We start from the raw sequence: 15,954 nt of genomic DNA, 5'->3' as shown, positions 1-15,954 counted from the left end.
GGCATGCCCTCCGAACCCCTGCGCATCGCGACGGTCAACGTCAACGGCATCCGTGCCGCCTTCCGCAAGGGCATGGGCTCGTGGCTCGACACGCGCGACGTCGACATCCTCGCGTTGCAGGAGGTGCGCGCGTCCAGCGAAGACCTCCAGGGCCTCCTCGGCGACGAGTGGGACATCGTGCACGACCCCGCGACCGCCAAGGGGCGCGCGGGCGTCGCGATCGCCAGTCGGCACCGCGCGCACATCCACCGGGTCGAGCTGGGCGCAGCGGAGTTCGACAGCGCGGGCCGCTGGCTCGAGGCCGACTACGAGATCGGCTCGAAGGTCGTCACGGTGGTCAGTGCGTACGTGCACTCCGGCGAGGCCGGCACCGAGAAGCAGGACGCCAAGTACACCTTCCTCGACGCGATGGAGGCGCGGCTGCCCGAGCTTCAGAAGCACAATCCGCTCGCGGTCGTCATGGGCGACCTCAACGTCGGGCATCGCACGCTCGACATCCGCAACTGGAAGGGCAACGTCAAGAAGGCCGGCTTCCTCCCGGAGGAGCGCGCGTACTTCGACCGCATCGTCGGCGCGGAGAGCGACCCGCGATACAACGACGGCGCCGGCCTCGGCTGGGTCGACGTCGGGCGCAAGGCGGCCGGCGAGGTCGACGGGCCGTACACCTGGTGGTCGTGGCGTGGGCAGGCGTTCGACAACGACACCGGCTGGCGTATCGACTACCAGCTGGCCTCCCCCGCCCTGGCGGCGACGGTGAAGAACTACGCGGTCGACCGCGCGGCCGCGTACGACGAGCGATGGTCCGATCACACTCCCGTGGTCGTCGACTACGCCATCTGAGCACCCGCCTCCCTTCTGACCGAAAGCACTGATATGAGCACACTCCCCCGCCTCTACTCCGGCATGCAGCCGTCGGCGGACTCCCTCCACCTCGGCAACTACATCGGCGCGCTCCTGCAGTGGAAAGACCTGCAGAGCAGCCACGACGCGTTCTTCTCGGTCGTCGACCTGCACGCGATCACCGTCGCGCAAGACCCCGCCGAGCTGCGCGAGAAGACCCGCCGCACGGCCGCGCAGTACATCGCCGCCGGCATCGACCCCTCCGCCTCCACTCTTTACGTGCAGTCGCACGTGCCGGCCCACGCCCAGCTCGCCTGGGTGCTCAACACGATCACCGGCTTCGGCGAGGCGTCGCGCATGACGCAGTTCAAGGACAAGTCGGCCAAGCAGGGCAGCGACGCGACCTCGGTCGGGCTCTTCGCCTATCCGGTGCTGATGGCTGCCGACATCCTCCTGTACGACACCGAGGTGGTCCCGGTCGGCGACGACCAGCGGCAGCACGTCGAGCTGACACGCGACCTGGCCGAGCGCTTCAACAGCCGCTTCGGCGAGACGTTCGTGGTACCGCAGGCGATGATCCTGAAAGACGGCGCGCGCGTCTACGACCTCCAGAACCCGGAGTCGAAGATGTCGAAGTCGGCCGAGTCGGGCGCCGGGATCGTCTGGCTGCTCGACGAGCCCGACGTGACCCGCAAGAAGATCATGCGCGCCGTCACCGACACCGACGGGGTCGTGTCGTTCGACCGGGCGGGCAAGCCGGGCATCTCCAACCTGCTCAGCATCTACGCGGCGCTCACCGGCCGGCCGGTGGCCGACATCGAGCTCGACTACGACGGCAAGGGCTACGGCGACTTCAAGAAGGGTCTCGTGGAGGTCGTGGTCGAGACGTTCGGTCCGGTGCGCGAGCGCGCGCTCGACCTGCTCGCCGACCCGGCAGAGCTCGACCGCATCCTCGCCGGCAACGCCGAGCGCGCGAGCGAGGTCGCCGAGCGCACGCTGGCCAAGGCGTACAACGCGGTCGGTCTGCTGCGGCGGTCACACTGATGTCAGGGGTGTGTTGATGGCAGGGGCGGCGAGGGAGCTGGCCGGTGGGCCGCTGATCCTGTCTGGGCCCGGCACCGACGACATCGACCGGATCGCGGAGCTCTGCCGCGATCCGGCGATCGCTGCCTGGACCACCGTGCCCTCCCCGTATGAGCGGGCGCACGCCGAGGGATTCGTCACCCGGGTCGTCCCCGATGGATGGACCAGCGGCCGCGAGTGCACCTGGGCCATCCGTGAGGCGGCGACGAACGAGCTGCACGGCATGGTCGGGCTGCATCACATCGACGACGGCGAGGGCGAGATCGGTTTCTGGCTGGCCGAGGAAGCACGGGGGCGCGGCTGGATGGCGGCGGCCGTGCAACTGGTGCTCGACTTCGGCTTCGCCGCGCCTCCCGAGGGCCTGGGCCTCGAGCGCATCGTGTGGCACGCGTACGCCGGAAACGCCGCGAGCGCGGCCGTCGCGCGTCGCGCGGGCTTCCAATGGGAGGGCGTCGCGCGGCTGGGCGTCTCGCACCGCGGCGTGCGGCGCGACGACTGGCAGGCGGCTCTGCTGGCGACCGATGCGCGGGAGCCGAGGACCGACTGGCCGGCCTTCACCTCCGTGCAGGTGCCGGTGTGACGCACATCCGGGTCGTGCTCTTCGATCTCGACGACACGCTGTTCGCCCACCGTGCCGCGGTCTCGACGGGCATCCAGCGGTACGCCGCCCGGCTCGGCGAGCCGTACGGCACGATGGCGGCCGTCGACCTGGTCGCGCTCTGGCACGACCTGGAGGAGCAGCACTATCATGCCTATCTCGCCGGCCGTCTCGACTTCGAGGGCCAGCGCCAGGCGCGGGCGCGCGACTTCGCCGCCCGCCACGGCGTCGTACTCGGCGACGCTGAGGCCAGCGCGTGGTTCTCCGACTACTTCGAGCACTACGTCGCCGCGTGGTCGCTCCACCACGACGCGTTGCGCTGCCTCGACGCGCTCGAGGCGGCGATCCCGGGCGTGCGGTTCGGCCTCATCACCAACGGCGACCTGGCGTTCCAGCGCCGCAAGGTCGAGGCGGTGGGCCTCGACTCCCGGATGGAGCACCTGATCGCCTCGGGCGAGGTGGGCGTGGCCAAGCCCGACGCCCGCATCTTCGAGGAGGCGTGCTCCGAGTTCGGCGTGCGCCCCGAGGAGGCGGTGTATGTGGGCGACCGGCTGCGCACGGACGCGATCGGCGCGGCGCGGGCCGGCCTGACCGGCGTCTGGCTGAACCGTCGCGGCGACGTTCCCTCGGCCGACGACGCGGCCGAGGCGACCGCCAGCGGCGTGATCGAGATCAGGTCCCTCGACGAGCTCCCCGAAGCGATCGGGAATCGCGCGGTCGGGAGTCGACAGAACACGCCGACCTGATCCGACCTGTCGGCGGACCGGTCAGTTGCCCTTCGTGCACGTCTGCTGCGCGGCAGTCTGGCCGGTCACGTCCGACGGCAGGGTGACGGCCGAGGAGGTCGGCGCCGGCGTGGAGCCGCCAGCGGCCGCGGTGCTTCCGCTGCCGGAGGTCGGGGCGGGGCTCGGGGTAGCGGTCGCCGTCGGCGCCGGCGTCGCCGACTCCGTGCCTGAGCCCGTGGTCCCCGTGAGCACGACGGGCGTGTCCGTGGTCAGCGCCTGTTTGAGGGCATCCACGCCGGCCGGTTCCGGCACGACGCGGTTGTTGTCGTTCGGGTCGGTCATCGATGGATACTGCACGAAGACGAAATCGCTGAGCGGCACGCTCTTCAGCGCCAGGCCGATCGAGACGATCGTCGTCGGCGAGTCCAGCGTGTCGGACAGGGTCAGGTTGGAGGTCGCGGCCTTCGCCAGCGTGTAGAGCGTCAGCGGGTTCGTCAGCACGCCGGCGCTGGTCACCGTGCGCAGCAGGGAGGACAGGAAGAGCTGCTGGTTGCTGATCCGGCCGAGGTCGCTTCCGTCGCCGACGCCGTGGCGGCTGCGCACGAAGGCGAGGGCCTGCGAGCCGACGAGTGTCTGCTGGCCGGCAGGGAGGTTCAGTCCCACGTACGGGTCGGTGAGCGGCGTCGCGAGACAGACCGGCACGCCTCCGACGGCGTTGGACATCGCGACGACCCCGTCGAAGCTGATCTCGGCGGCGTACGGGATGCTGAGGCCCGTGAGCGCCTCAGCCGTCAGCACGACGCAGGAGAGGCCTCCCGTCGACAGCGTGGTGTTGAACTGCGCGCTGTCCTGAGCCGGCGTGGAGCCGCCTCCCGACGTCGGACAGGACGGGACCGGCACCATCAGGTCGCGCGGGATACTGATCACGGTCGCATGCTGGTGGTCGGCGGAGAGGTGCAGCACCATCGTGACGTCGTTGTTGCCCGCCCCGGAGCTTCCGGCGAGTTCGTCCGAAGACGAGAACTGCCCGCCCTGACCTGTACGCGTGTCCGTGCCGGCGAGCAGGATGTTCACCTCCCCCGACTCGGCGCCCACGGTGGGCGGGGTGACGGACTTTCCGGACGCCGACACGAGGTGGATGGCCGGCTTGAGGGAGCGCACCGTGTCCTGCACCGCATACGCGGCGACGCCGCCGACGGCGAGCAGCAGGACGGCCACAGTGGAGGCGAGCAACCGCGCCAGCGGACCGCGCGCACGGCGCACGGGGAGCCGGCCGTGCCGCACCGGAGCGGGGCGCACGACGGAAGAATGCCTCATACGAGCACGGTAGGCGACCAGTCTGCGCGGAACCTTTCCCACGGATGAGGAAACCGGAAGGCGCGACACCGGTGCCGCAGGACGCACGAGCGCCGCCCGGCGGAAGCCGGACGGCGCTCGGTGGAACTGCGTGGAGGCTACTTCACGTCGTCGTCGACCCAGTCGAACGTCTTCGTGACGGCCTTCTTCCACAGGCGCAACTGACGGTCGCGCTCGCCGGGGTCCATGTTCGGCGTCCAGCGACGGTCCTCCTGCCAGTTCTTGCGCAGGTCGTCGAGGTCGCTCCAGAAGCCCACGGCGAGGCCGGCGGCGTAGGCGGCGCCGAGCGCCGTCGTCTCCGCGACGACCGGCCGCACGACCGGCACGCCCAGGATGTCGGCCTGGAACTGCATGAGGGTGTTGTTGGCGATCATGCCGCCGTCCACCTTCAGCTCCTGGAGGTCGACGCCGGAGTCGGCGTTGACCGCGTCCAGCACCTCGCGGGTCTGGAAGGCCGTGGCCTCCAGCACCGCACGCGCGATGTGGCCCTTGTTGACATAGCGCGTGAGGCCCACGAGGGCTCCGCGAGCGTCCGCCCGCCAGTAGGGCGCGAACAGGCCAGAGAACGCCGGCACGAAGTACGCGCCGCCGTTGTCTTCGACGGTCTTCGCCAGGTCCTCGATCTCGGGGGCGCTGGAGATGATGCCGAGGTTGTCGCGCAGCCACTGCACCAGCGAACCGGTGACCGCGATCGAGCCCTCCAGGGCGTAATGCGGCTTGTCGTCGCCCAGCTTGTAGCCGAGCGTCGTCAGGAGGCCGTTCTTGGAGTGGACGATCTCCTCACCCGTGTTGAAGATGAGGAAGTTGCCGGTGCCGTAGGTGTTCTTGGACTCGCCCGGATCGAACGCGGCCTGGCCGAACGTGGCCGCCTGCTGGTCGCCCAGGATGCCCGCGACGGGCACCTCGCGCAACAGGCTCGACGACTCGACCGTGCCGAACACGCCCGACGAGCTCTTGATCTCGGGGAGCATGGACTTCGGGACGCCGAACACCTCGAGGATGTCGTCGCGCCAGGTGAGCGTCTCCAGGTCCATGAAGAGGGTGCGGGAGGCGTTGGTCACGTCGGTGGCGTGCACGCCACCGTCGGGTCCTCCGGTCAGGTTCCAGAGCACCCAGGCGTCGGTGTTGCCGAAGAGCAGGTCGCCGCGCTCGGCGCGCTCACGGGCACCCTCGACGTTCTCGAGGATCCACATGATCTTGGTGCCGGAGAAGTAGGTCGCCAGCGGGAGGCCGACGATCTGCTTGAAGCGCTCCACGCCGCCGTCCGCGGCGAGGCGGTCGACGATCGGCTGGGTGCGGGTGTCCTGCCAGACGATGGCGTTGTAGACCGGCTCGCCGGTGTTCTTATCCCACACGACGGCGGTCTCGCGCTGGTTCGTGATGCCGACGGCCGCGATGTCGTGGCGGGTCAGATCCGCCTTCGACAGAGCCTGCCCGATGACCTCGCGGGTGTTGTTCCAGATCTCCTTCGGGTCGTGCTCGACCCAGCCGGCCCGCGGGAAGATCTGCTCGTGCTCCAGCTGCCCGGTCGAGACGATCGACCCGGACTTGTCGAAGATGATCGTTCGGGTGCTCGTCGTGCCCTGGTCGATCGCAATGACGTAGTCAGCCATGCGTAACTCCTTTGTTTTTGGGGTGGGACTGATGAGGGCCGGTCGGGGTTTCCCCCGGCCGGCCCCCGGGTGTCACTTGGTGAGGATCGGGAGCAGCAGCAGTGCGAGCCAGCCGGCGAGCAGACCACCGATGATCGGCCCGACCACCGGGACCCAGGAGTACGACCAGTCGCTGGAGCCCTTGCCCTTGATCGGCAGGAACGCGTGCGCGATGCGCGGGCCGAGGTCACGAGCCGGGTTGATGGCATATCCGGTCGGACCACCGAGGCTGGCGCCGATGCCGATCACCAGGAGGGCGACGGGCAGTGCGCCGAGCGCGGCGAGGCCGGCGGCTTGGCCGGGCTGGTGGCCGAACGCGATGACGACGAACACCAGCACGAAGGTGCCGATGATCTCGGTGACCAGGTTCCAGGCGTAGCTGCGGATGGCAGGACCGGTGGAGAAGACACCGAGCTTGTTGCCCGGGTCCGGCTCCTCGTCGAAGTGCTTCTTGTACGCCAGGAATGTCAGCACGGCACCGATGATGGCGCCGATCAGCTGAGCCAGGATGTACAGGATCACCGTCACGAAGTTGACTGGAACCAGTGTGTGCCCGGCAGCGCTGCCGAACGCCTTGGCCCCGTTCGCCACCAGACCGAGCGTCACCGCCGGGTTCAGGTGCGCACCGGAGTTGTAGGCGACCACCACGCCGGAGAACACTGCGATTCCCCAGCCGATGTTCACCATCAGGAACCCGCCGTTGAAGCCCTTGTTCTTGATGAGGGCGACGTTCGCGACCACACCGGTACCGAGAAGCACCAGCATTGCGGTTCCGCACAACTCTGACAGGAAATCAATACCGATATTGTCCACGTTGACCTTCCAATTGTTCAGTTGACCCGCACCCTGTCGTGCGTTGAGTGTCCTCACAGGGTGGGCCTTTGAACGCTATTGCCGTCCGGTCCACCCCGGCAAGGACCGTGTCATGCACGTTCGTGCATTATCGGAGCGCCGCGGCTTCGCTGCCGTCCCCCGACTCCAGGTTCACCCGGTGGGCGGCTGCCAGTTCCGCTTGGAACGCATCTTCCTCCTCCGACCGGCGATTTGGCGACCATCCGAGCGCGTTTGCGACGATTTCGCCGATCTCGTGGACCAGGGCGACGGAGATCGCACCGGTGAACGCGAGGCTGGTGCGGCGCAGGAAGACGTCCGACAGGTGGGCCACGCGCTCGCTGCGCACGACGTGATCGATCTCGGCCCGGGAGTACGACGGCGCGGCGGCCAGCGGCGCGTCGTCGCCCTCCCAGCCGGAGATGGCGTCGATGACGAAGGTCGCCTTCGTCCCGTACCGGTTCAGCAGCACGCCCGCGCGCTCGGCGCCGACGTCCGCGCCGTAGCGGGCGATCCAGTCGCGCTCGGCCTCCCGGGTGGTCGGGAAGCCGGCGCCGCCGCCGATCGGGAGGCCGAGCGTCTGGACCGTGCGGGTCATGCCCAGCGCCTCCAGCGTCTCGTTCGCCAGGTGCTCGCTCAGGGCGCGGAACGTGGTCCACTTGCCGCCGACCAGGCTGAGCACGGTCGTGCTGCCGAGCCCGGGGACCGTGCCGGGCACGATGCGGTAGTCGCGCGACACGAAGCCGGGGGCGGTGTCGTCGTGGTGCGGCAGCGGACGGACCCCGGAGAAGCTGTAGACGATCTGCTCGCGGGTCACCGGGATCGTTGGGAAAACGTGCGAGACCAGTTCGATGAAGTAGTCGATCTCGTCTTGGGTGCACACGGCGGGCACCGACATGTCGGCCTCGAGATCGGTCGTGCCGACCATGACGCGGCCCTTGAGCGGGTAGATGAGGACGATACGGCCGTCGTTGTTCTCGAAGAACATCTCCCGGCCGCGGCAGGCCTCCAGCAGCTCGGGGTTGTCGAGCACGATGTGCGAGCCCTTGGTGCCGCCCATGTAGCGGGTGGCCTCGCCGAGCGCGGCGTTGGTGAGGTCGGTCCACGGACCGGAGGCGTTGACCACGACGTCGGCGGCGATGGTGAACTCCTCGCCGGTCTCCCGGTCGCGCACCAGCACGCCGCCGTCGCGGGCCCCGACGGCCTCCAGGTAGTTGGCCGCGCGGGCGTGCGGGCCGGCGGCGAGGCCGTCGGCGAGCACGTCGAGCGCGAGGCGCTCCGGGTCGTGCACCGAGGCGTCGAAGTAGGTGGCCGTGTACTTCAGGGCGGGGTTGAGCTTGGGCAGCTCCTGGAGGGAGCGCTTGCGGCCGTGGAAGCTGTGCCGCGGAACCGTGCCGCCGTCGCGCGAGAACGCGTCGTAGATGGTGAGGCCGGTCTTGATGAGGAAGGCGCCGCGCTCCTTCGGCTTTCCCTGCTTGTGCGTGAGGAACCGGAGCGGGGCGGCGAGGATGCCCGAGAAGGTCGAGTAGATCGGGATCGTGGTCTGCAGCGGCTTGACGTAGTGCGGCGCGATCCTCAGGAGGCCGTTGCGCTCGGTCACCGACTCCTTCACGAGACGGAACTCGCCGTTCTCGAGGTAGCGGATCCCGCCGTGGATCATGTGGCTGGAGGCGGCCGAGGCGCCGGAGACGAAGTCGTTGCGCTCGACGAGCACGACATCGACTCCCTGCAGGGCGAGGTCTCGGAAGGTTCCGAGGCCGTTGATGCCGCCACCGACGATGACGACCTGGGCGTTGGGGCGCTCGCGCAGCAACTCGATCTCGGCGCGGGTATTCGACTTCGTCGTCACTTCGGACTCCTGGGTTTCTTCTGTACGGCTGTGGGTGCAGCTATAGTCTTCGATGCCGGCACAACTTCGATCAAGCCGGATGCACATACGTGCAGCGCCCGTTGCCCGAGAAGGCGGAGTACCCGAGAAGGCGAGCACCGAGAATGGCCGAACCAGACACCCAGAACCTCCCCGAGAAGGTCCGCGACGCGCTCAAGGCCGGGCACCTGTATTACATGCAGGACCTGACGATGGAGGCCATCGCCCACGAGATGCACACCTCGCGGTCCAGCGTCTCCCGCCTGCTCTCGTACGCCCGCGCCTCCGGACTCGTCACGATCCAGATCGCCCAGCCGCACGAGGGCGCCACCCGCGTGCAGCAGGAGCTGCACTCCCGCTACGGCATCGGCGCGCACATCGTGCCCATGCCGAGCGCCATCAGCGACGTCGACCGGCTCGAGCGTGTCGCCATCTCGGCTGCACGGATTCTCGACCGCTTCATCGACTCCAACACCACGGTCGGCATCGCCTGGGGATCGACGATGAGCGCCCTGAGCCGCCACCTCATCCCCAAGGACCTGCACAACGTCGAGTTCGTGCAGCTCAACGGAGCCGGCAACACGTACACCACCGGCGTGCTCTACGCCTCCGAGATCCTGCGCCGGTTCGGCGACACCTACTCCGGCACGATCCAGGAGTTCCCCGTGCCGGCGCTGTTCGACGACCCGCAGACCAAGGTCGCCATGTGGCGCGAGCGCAGCACCCGCCGCATCCTCGACATCCAGGAGCGCATGGACGTCGCGCTCTTCGGCCTCGGCTCCCCCTTCTCGGAGGTGCGCTCGCACGTCTACGCCGGCGGCTACCTCGACGCCGCCGATTTCGCCTCGCTGAACGAGTCGGGCGTCGTCGGCGACGTCGCCACAGTGTTCTTTCGCGAAGACGGCAGCCACCACGGCATCCCGCTGAACGAGCGGGCCAGCGGGCCGGACATCGACCTGATCAAGCGGGTGCCGCGCCGCGTGTGCATCGTGTCGGGTCCGTCGAAGGTGCACAGCCTCCGCGGTGCGCTGGCCGCCGGGCTCATCACCGACCTGATCGTGGACGAAGGCACCGCGCGCGCCCTGGTCGACCTCGCGGCGCCGCTGGAGCCCGTGGCCGACGCCGCCTGACCGCCGACGGGCACGTCACAGAGCGTCGGGAATAGAGCGCCGCGGTACGCGTTGATCTAGACTCGACAACAGAAAAACGTGCTCCGGGGTCGGTGAGAGTCCGAACCGGCGGTGACAGTCCGCGAGCGGGAGGCCCAGCCTCCTGTTGAGCCGGTGGAATTCCGGCACCGACGGTAATGCGTGCAGGCGAGAGCCTGGGCGCTCAGTCCGGATGGGAGGCGCACGTCGGCGGTCGGTCACGACCGCCGCGAACGCGAGCATTCCGCTCCAGCGACCCCGGCATCACGTCTCACGGTATGAGAGACAGGACGACGCCCGGATGACCCGGACTGGAGAATGGGATGCGGCGATGCGCACGGCGCTCCGCCTCGCCGAAGGCGGCCCCGCCACGGGCGTGAACCCCCGCGTCGGATGCGTCATCCTCGACGCCGAGGGCCGCACGATCGCCGAAGGCTTCCACCGCGGGGCCGGCACGGCGCACGCCGAAGTCGACGCTCTCAGCTCCCTGCCCGAGGGCGGGGCCCGCGGAGCGACCGCCGTCGTGACGCTCGAGCCGTGCAACCACTGGGGGCTCACCGGCCCCTGCTCCGAGGCGCTCATCGAAGCGGGTGTCGCACGGGTCGTCTACGCGGTCGCCGACCCCGGTCGCCATTCGAGCGGCGGCGCCGACCGGCTCCGGGAGGCCGGAGTGTCGGTCATCGGAGGCGTCCTCGCCGACGAGGCCGAAGCGTTCCTCGACGACTGGCTCACCGCCGCGCGACTCGGACGCCCCTACATCACCGTGAAGTGGGCCAGCACCCTCGACGGTCGCGCAGCGGCCGCCGACGGCACCAGCAAGTGGATCACCGGGGCCGCGGCCCGCCAGCGCGTGCACGAGCAGCGGGAGGCCTCCGACGCCATCGTCGTCGGCACCGGAACCGTGCTCGCCGACGACCCGAGCCTCACCGCGCGCGGCGACGCCGGCGAGCTGCTCGCGACGCAGCCGACGCCCGTCGTGGTCGGCACCCGCGCCGTCCCCAACGACGCCGCGATCTTCCGCCACCCCAACCCGGTCATCTTCGAGGGCACCCACGACCTCCACGACGTGGTCGCCGACCTCCGGCAGCGCGGCTTCCGTCGCGTGTACGTCGAGGGCGGCCCGACGTTGGCCAGCGCCTTCGTGGCGGCCGGCCTGGTCGACGAGTACGCGATCTACCTCGCCCCCTCGCTGCTCGGCGGGCCACGGCTCGCGCTCGGCGACATCGGCGTCGAGACCATCGCAGACCAGCGGAGGCTGCGCATCCTCGACGTCGAACGACTCGGCGGCGATCTGTACCTGCGGGCCGTGCCCGTCCCGACCCCCACGACCGTTCGTCAGAGCGGCACCACCCACCAGGAGGGCTGAGCGTGTTCACCGGAATCATCGAAGAACTGGGCGAAATCACTGCCATCGAGCGCGTCGCCGACGCCGCGAGGATCACCGTCCGCGGTCCGCTCGCGGTCAGCGACGCCGCCCACGGCGACTCCATCTCGGTCAGCGGCGTCTGCCTCACCGTGATCGGGCAGGACGCCGAGAGCTTCACCGCCGACGTGATGGCCGAGACGCTCGCGATGAGCACCCTCGACGACGTCCAGCCCGGCCGCCGCGTGAACCTCGAGCGCGCCGCGCAGGTCGGCGACCGGCTCGGCGGGCACATCGTGCAGGGGCATATCGACGGCACGGCGACCGTGCTCTCCGTGGAGGACGGCAGCGCCTGGCGCGTCGTGCGGCTCAGCCTCGACCCCGAGCACGCGCCGCTGGTCGCGCGCAAGGGCTCCATCGCGATCGACGGCGTCTCGCTCACCGTGAGCGAGGTCGGCGGCGGCCTCGACGACGGCTGGTTCGAGGTGTCCCTGATCCCGGAGACCCTCACCGCAACCACGCTGGGCGACCGCATCCCCGGCGACCGCGTGAACATCGAGACCGACATCCTGGCGCGGCACGTCGAGCGGATGCTCGCCCTGGAGCCCTCGCTGACAGAACGACAGACGCTGACAGAACGGAGTGCGTCATGACCCTCGCCACCATCCCAGAGGCCCTCACCGAACTGCGAGCGGGGCGACCCGTCATCGTGGTCGACAACGAGAGCCGCGAGAACGAGGGCGATGTCGTCATCGCCGCCGAGCTCGCCAGCCAGGAGTGGATCGCCTGGACGGTCAAGAACTCGTCCGGCTTCATCTGCGCTCCGATGACGAACGAGATCGCCGACCGCCTCGAACTCCCGGTGATGGTCGCGAACAACGAGGACGCCCGCGGGACGAACTACACCGTGAGCGTCGATGCGGCCGACCGGCTGTCGACCGGCATCAGCGCGGCCGACCGCGCCCACACGCTGCGCGTGCTCGCCGACGCCGAGTCCGTCCCCTCGAGTCTGCACCGGCCCGGCCACATCCTGCCGCTGCGCGCGGTGGACGGCGGGGTGCGCGAGCGCGACGGTCACACCGAGGCTTCGGTCGACCTCCTGAAGCTCGCGGGCCTCACGCCCGTCGCCGCCATCGCGGAGATCGTCGCCGACGACGGCGAGATGATGCGGCTCCCCGGCCTGCTCGAGCTCGGCGAGCGCGAGGGCGTGCTGGTGATCACCATCGAGGCGCTCGTCGCGTACCTGCAGGAGTTCCACTGCGACCAGCAGCTGACCTCCCCCGCGCCCATCCCCGAGTCGTCGCGCGTCATCTTCGAGGTGGAGACCACCGTGCCGACGGTCAACGGGTCGTTCCGGATGCGCGCCTACCGCGACCGCATGACCGGCGCCGACCACGTCGCCATCGTCTCCGGCCACCCGAGCGCCGAGGGCACGCTCGTGCGGGTGCACTCGGAGTGCCTGACCGGCGAGGCGTTCGGCTCACTGAAGTGCGAGTGCGGCCCGCAGCTCGACGCGGCACTGGCCACCATCCAGCGGGAGGGCGGCGTCGTCGTCTACCTGCGCGGCCACGAAGGCCGGGGCATCGGCCTGATCAACAAGCTGCGCGCCTACAAGCTGCAGGAGGACGGGCTCGACACGCTCGACGCCAACCTGGCGCTGGGTCTGCCGATCGACGCCCGCGACTACGGGGCGGCGACCGCCATCCTGCAAGACCTGGGGATCGAGTCGGTGCGCCTGCTGACCAACAACCCCGAGAAGGTGCGCCAGCTGGAGGAGCACGGCATCGCGGTCGACGAGCGGGTGCCGCTCGTCGTGGGCGTCGGCGTCTTCAACGAGGGGTACCTGGAGACCAAGCGCGACCGCATGGGTCACGTGATCGACGAGATCGACCCGGACGGCGGGTCGGATGGCACGGCTGCGGTGGCAGCGGAGAGGACAGCACGATGAGCGGAGCGGGAGCCCCGAAGACGACGGAGGCCGTGGACGGCCGCGGACTGAAGGTCGTGATCGTCGCGGGCGCCTGGCACGAGCGCATCACCGACGGCCTGATCGCCGGAGCGACCCGGACGCTGGAGGCCGCGGGCGCGGACTACTCGCTGGTGCGCGTTCCCGGCAGCTTCGAGCTCCCCGTCGTCAGCAAGGCTGCCCTCGAGGCCGGCGCCGACGCGGTGGTCGCCCTCGGCGTGATCATCCGCGGCGGGACTCCGCACTTCGAGTACGTGTCGTCGGCAGCCACCGACGGCCTGACCCGTGTCGCGCTCGACACCGGCAAGCCGGTCGGCTTCGGCGTGCTCACGCTCGACGACGAGGCCCAGGGCATCGATCGAGCTGGCCTCCCCGGCTCGAAGGAGGACAAGGGCGAGGAGGCCGCGCACGCGGCGCTCGCCACGGCGGTCACGCTGCGGGAGCTACGCGGCTGAGGCCACGCCGGTGGTCTGGAGGCTACGGCTTCCAGACCATCAGCACCACCACGGCGACCAGCAGCAGGCTGGCGACGCCCGAGCCGGCGGCGATGGCCGGGTACTTCGACGGCGCCGCCTCGGAGTTCTCTGCACCGCGGATCGCCTCCGAGGCCCGGCGCATCGTCGGAACCACCAGGAACAGCGTCAGCCCGAGCGCGACGACGTACAGGATGATCGACCACAGGATCCAGGGCGTCGTGACCGACAGGTCGTACTTCTTGTCGGCCAGGCCCATCACGCCGAAGCCGAAGAAGACCACGAGCAGCGACAGAAGCGAGATCAGGTTCGTCGACTTGGCCAGCACCTCCACCTGCCCGGCGTTGCCGGCACGGACGGCGCGCATCGCCGTCATCGGGAGGATGGCCATCGGTCCCACGATGAACACGGCGGACACGACATGCAGCACGGCGAAGAGGGTTTCCATGCCTTCAGCCTAGCGATCGCCCGATTCGGCCGGCTCACTGCGGGCGCATAGGGTGGAAGGGCGCCACAAGCGCCCGCCCGTCATCTTCACCGCCCGCGCGACGCCCGACCGACGCCCACGCTCTGCGGCTCTTCGTCACGTCACCGGAAGTTCTTCACGCATGTCCACGACGGCCTCCGTCACCTCCCCCGCACCCGCCAACACGCGCGGCCGTGTCATCCTCGCCAGCCTCATCGGCACCTCCATCGAGTTCTACGACTTCTACGTCTACGCCACCGCCGCGGTCCTGGTCTTCCCCGCGCTGTTCTTCACCAACGAGGACCCGACCACCGCGCTCCTCTCGTCGTTCGCCGTGTTCGGCGTCGCCTTCATCGCCCGCCCGGTCGGCTCGATCCTGTTCGGTCACTTCGGCGACCGCCTCGGCCGCAAGGGCACCCTCGTCGGGTCGCTGCTCACGATGGGCATCGCCACCGTCCTCATCGGCTGCCTGCCCACCGCGCAGGTGCCCGGCTGGGAGTTCTGGGCGCCGTTCCTCCTCGTCGTCATGCGGTTCTGCCAGGGCCTCGGGCTGGGCGGGGAGTGGAGCGGCGCCGCGCTCCTGGCCACCGAGAACGCACCGAAGGGCAAGCGCGCGATCTACGGCACCTTCCCGCAGCTCGGCGCGCCGATCGGCTTCATCGTCGCGAACCTGCTGTTCCTGGTGCTGAGCCTCACGATCAGCGCGGACCAGTTCTCGGCCTGGGGCTGGCGCATCCCGTTCCTTCTGAGCGCGGTGCTGGTCATAGTCGGCCTGTACGTACGGCTCAAGCTCGTGGAGACCCCGGCGTTCCAGAAGGTGGTGGATACCGGCGAGGTGGCCAAGCTGCCGATCGCGCGGGTGTTCCGCACCAGCTGGCGGCAGATCGTGCTCGGCACGTTCATCATGCTCGCCACCTATGTGCTGTTCTATCTGATGACCGCCTTCACGCTCACCTACGGCACCGCCGCCGCGACTCCGGAGGCCGCGCAGGCGGCGGCAGAGAAGGCCGGCAAGACCTTCGACCCCGGAGCGTTCGTCGCGGGGCTCGGCTACTCGCGCAACGCGTTCCTGGTGATGCTCATCGTCGGCGTCGTGTTCTTCGGTGTCTTCACGCTGGTCGCCGGCCCGCTCGCCGAGCGGTTCGGGCGCCGCAGGACGCTTATCTGGGTGACCATCGGGATCATCGTCTTCGGCCTCCTCTTCGTGCCGCTCTTCGCGGGCGGGATCATCGGCGCGATGGCGCTCCTCATCGTCGGGTTCACGCTGATGGGCCTCACGTTCGGCCCGATGGGCGCCGAGCTGCCGGAGCTGTTCCCGACCAACGTGCGCTACACGGGCTCTGCGGTCGCGTACAACCTGTCGAGCGTGCTCGGCGCAGCGGTCGCGCCGACCATCGCCGTGTGGCTCTGGACGATCGGCGGCGGCAGCACCGTCTGGGTGGGCGTCTACCTGTCGCTCGCCGGCGTGCTCACGCTCATCGCCCTCCTGCTCTCGAAGGAGACCAAGGACGTCGACTTCGCCGACAACGTGAGCTGACGCTCGCGAACCTCGTGCCGAGGGGCACGTCGTTGTCACTTTTCGCCCG

Annotated in this window: 15 protein-coding genes and 1 riboswitch; of the genes, 10 read left to right on the top strand and 5 right to left on the bottom strand. The window is 69.6% G+C overall.

The features are described 5' to 3' along the window. Window positions 1-3 precede the first annotated feature (3 nt). Genes ASF88_RS11125 through ASF88_RS11110 form a run of 4 tightly spaced genes read left to right on the top strand, consistent with a single transcriptional unit; the run spans window position 4 to window position 3,267 of the window. Window positions 4-840 carry an exodeoxyribonuclease III gene (locus tag ASF88_RS11125; protein WP_055918068.1) on the top strand — a complete coding sequence of 279 codons (837 nt, stop codon included), beginning with the start codon at window positions 4-6 and terminating at the stop codon, window positions 838-840. 33 nt (window positions 841-873) lie between these two features. Further along, a complete protein-coding gene (gene trpS / locus ASF88_RS11120) occupies window positions 874-1,884 on the top strand; it encodes a tryptophan--tRNA ligase (RefSeq protein ID WP_055918065.1) in 1,011 nt (336 codons plus the stop codon). Between the two features lie 16 nt (window positions 1,885-1,900). Continuing rightward, entirely contained in the window at window positions 1,901-2,503 is a 603-nt protein-coding gene (locus tag ASF88_RS11115) for a GNAT family N-acetyltransferase (RefSeq protein ID WP_055918062.1), read from the top strand. After that, window positions 2,500-3,267, top strand: coding sequence for an HAD family hydrolase (locus tag ASF88_RS11110; RefSeq protein ID WP_055918059.1), 768 nt, complete (start codon window positions 2,500-2,502; stop codon window positions 3,265-3,267). The genes ASF88_RS11115 and ASF88_RS11110 overlap by 4 nt, the downstream gene beginning before the upstream one ends. A gap of 21 nt (window positions 3,268-3,288) precedes the next feature. Here the strand turns inward: ASF88_RS11110 and ASF88_RS11105 are convergent, their stop codons facing one another. From ASF88_RS11105 to ASF88_RS11090, 4 genes are all read right to left on the bottom strand, one after another. Continuing rightward, complete coding sequence (locus tag ASF88_RS11105; protein ID WP_055918056.1) at window positions 3,289-4,563, bottom strand: LCP family protein; 1,275 nt, start codon at window positions 4,561-4,563, stop codon at window positions 3,289-3,291. A gap of 137 nt (window positions 4,564-4,700) precedes the next feature. Then, the gene (gene glpK / locus ASF88_RS11100; RefSeq protein WP_055918053.1) at window positions 4,701-6,215 is read right to left on the bottom strand and encodes a glycerol kinase GlpK; all 1,515 of its coding nucleotides are present in this window, start codon (window positions 6,213-6,215) and stop codon (window positions 4,701-4,703) included. A 72-nt stretch (window positions 6,216-6,287) separates the two neighbouring features. Then, window positions 6,288-7,019, bottom strand: coding sequence for an MIP/aquaporin family protein (locus ASF88_RS11095; RefSeq protein ID WP_055918049.1), 732 nt, complete (start codon window positions 7,017-7,019; stop codon window positions 6,288-6,290). A gap of 175 nt (window positions 7,020-7,194) precedes the next feature. Continuing rightward, on the bottom strand, window positions 7,195-8,934 hold the full coding sequence (locus ASF88_RS11090; protein WP_055918046.1) for a glycerol-3-phosphate dehydrogenase/oxidase: 1,740 nt from the start codon (window positions 8,932-8,934) through the stop codon (window positions 7,195-7,197). 143 nt (window positions 8,935-9,077) lie between these two features. On the opposite strand from ASF88_RS11090, the gene ASF88_RS11085 reads away from it, so the two are divergent. The 5 genes from ASF88_RS11085 to ribH all read left to right on the top strand — a co-directional run bounded on the left by ASF88_RS11085 (window position 9,078) and on the right by ribH (window position 13,884). Continuing rightward, window positions 9,078-10,082 (top strand): sugar-binding transcriptional regulator, encoded by a 1,005-nt coding sequence (locus ASF88_RS11085; RefSeq protein ID WP_055918043.1) that lies wholly within the window; start codon window positions 9,078-9,080, stop codon window positions 10,080-10,082. 75 nt (window positions 10,083-10,157) lie between these two features. Beyond that, a riboswitch (FMN riboswitch) is annotated at window positions 10,158-10,309 on the top strand. Window positions 10,310-10,401: 92 nt separating this feature from the next. Beyond that, window positions 10,402-11,466 carry a bifunctional diaminohydroxyphosphoribosylaminopyrimidine deaminase/5-amino-6-(5-phosphoribosylamino)uracil reductase RibD gene (gene ribD, locus ASF88_RS11080; RefSeq protein WP_055918040.1) on the top strand — a complete coding sequence of 355 codons (1,065 nt, stop codon included), beginning with the start codon at window positions 10,402-10,404 and terminating at the stop codon, window positions 11,464-11,466. Window positions 11,467-11,468: 2 nt separating this feature from the next. Next, window positions 11,469-12,116 carry a riboflavin synthase gene (locus tag ASF88_RS11075; protein WP_055918038.1) on the top strand — a complete coding sequence of 216 codons (648 nt, stop codon included), beginning with the start codon at window positions 11,469-11,471 and terminating at the stop codon, window positions 12,114-12,116. Beyond that, the gene (locus ASF88_RS11070; protein ID WP_055918035.1) at window positions 12,113-13,411 is read left to right on the top strand and encodes a bifunctional 3,4-dihydroxy-2-butanone-4-phosphate synthase/GTP cyclohydrolase II; all 1,299 of its coding nucleotides are present in this window, start codon (window positions 12,113-12,115) and stop codon (window positions 13,409-13,411) included. The genes ASF88_RS11075 and ASF88_RS11070 overlap by 4 nt, the downstream gene beginning before the upstream one ends. Continuing rightward, a complete protein-coding gene (gene ribH / locus ASF88_RS11065; protein ID WP_055918033.1) occupies window positions 13,408-13,884 on the top strand; it encodes a 6,7-dimethyl-8-ribityllumazine synthase in 477 nt (158 codons plus the stop codon). Before ASF88_RS11070 ends, ribH begins: the two co-directional genes overlap by 4 nt. A gap of 22 nt (window positions 13,885-13,906) precedes the next feature. Here the strand turns inward: ribH and ASF88_RS11060 are convergent, their stop codons facing one another. Then, window positions 13,907-14,350, bottom strand: a complete 444-nt coding sequence (locus tag ASF88_RS11060; RefSeq protein WP_055918027.1) for a DUF2269 family protein — start codon at window positions 14,348-14,350, stop codon at window positions 13,907-13,909. Window positions 14,351-14,510: 160 nt separating this feature from the next. On the opposite strand from ASF88_RS11060, the gene ASF88_RS11055 reads away from it, so the two are divergent. After that, the gene (locus ASF88_RS11055; protein WP_055918025.1) at window positions 14,511-15,905 is read left to right on the top strand and encodes an MFS transporter; all 1,395 of its coding nucleotides are present in this window, start codon (window positions 14,511-14,513) and stop codon (window positions 15,903-15,905) included. The last annotated feature ends 49 nt before the right edge of the window (window positions 15,906-15,954 follow it).

It is taken from the genome of Leifsonia sp. Leaf336, from assembly GCF_001423695.1.
GTDB lineage: Bacteria > Actinomycetota > Actinomycetes > Actinomycetales > Microbacteriaceae > Leifsonia.
This window is presented reverse-complemented; position numbering and strand designations above follow the sequence as displayed.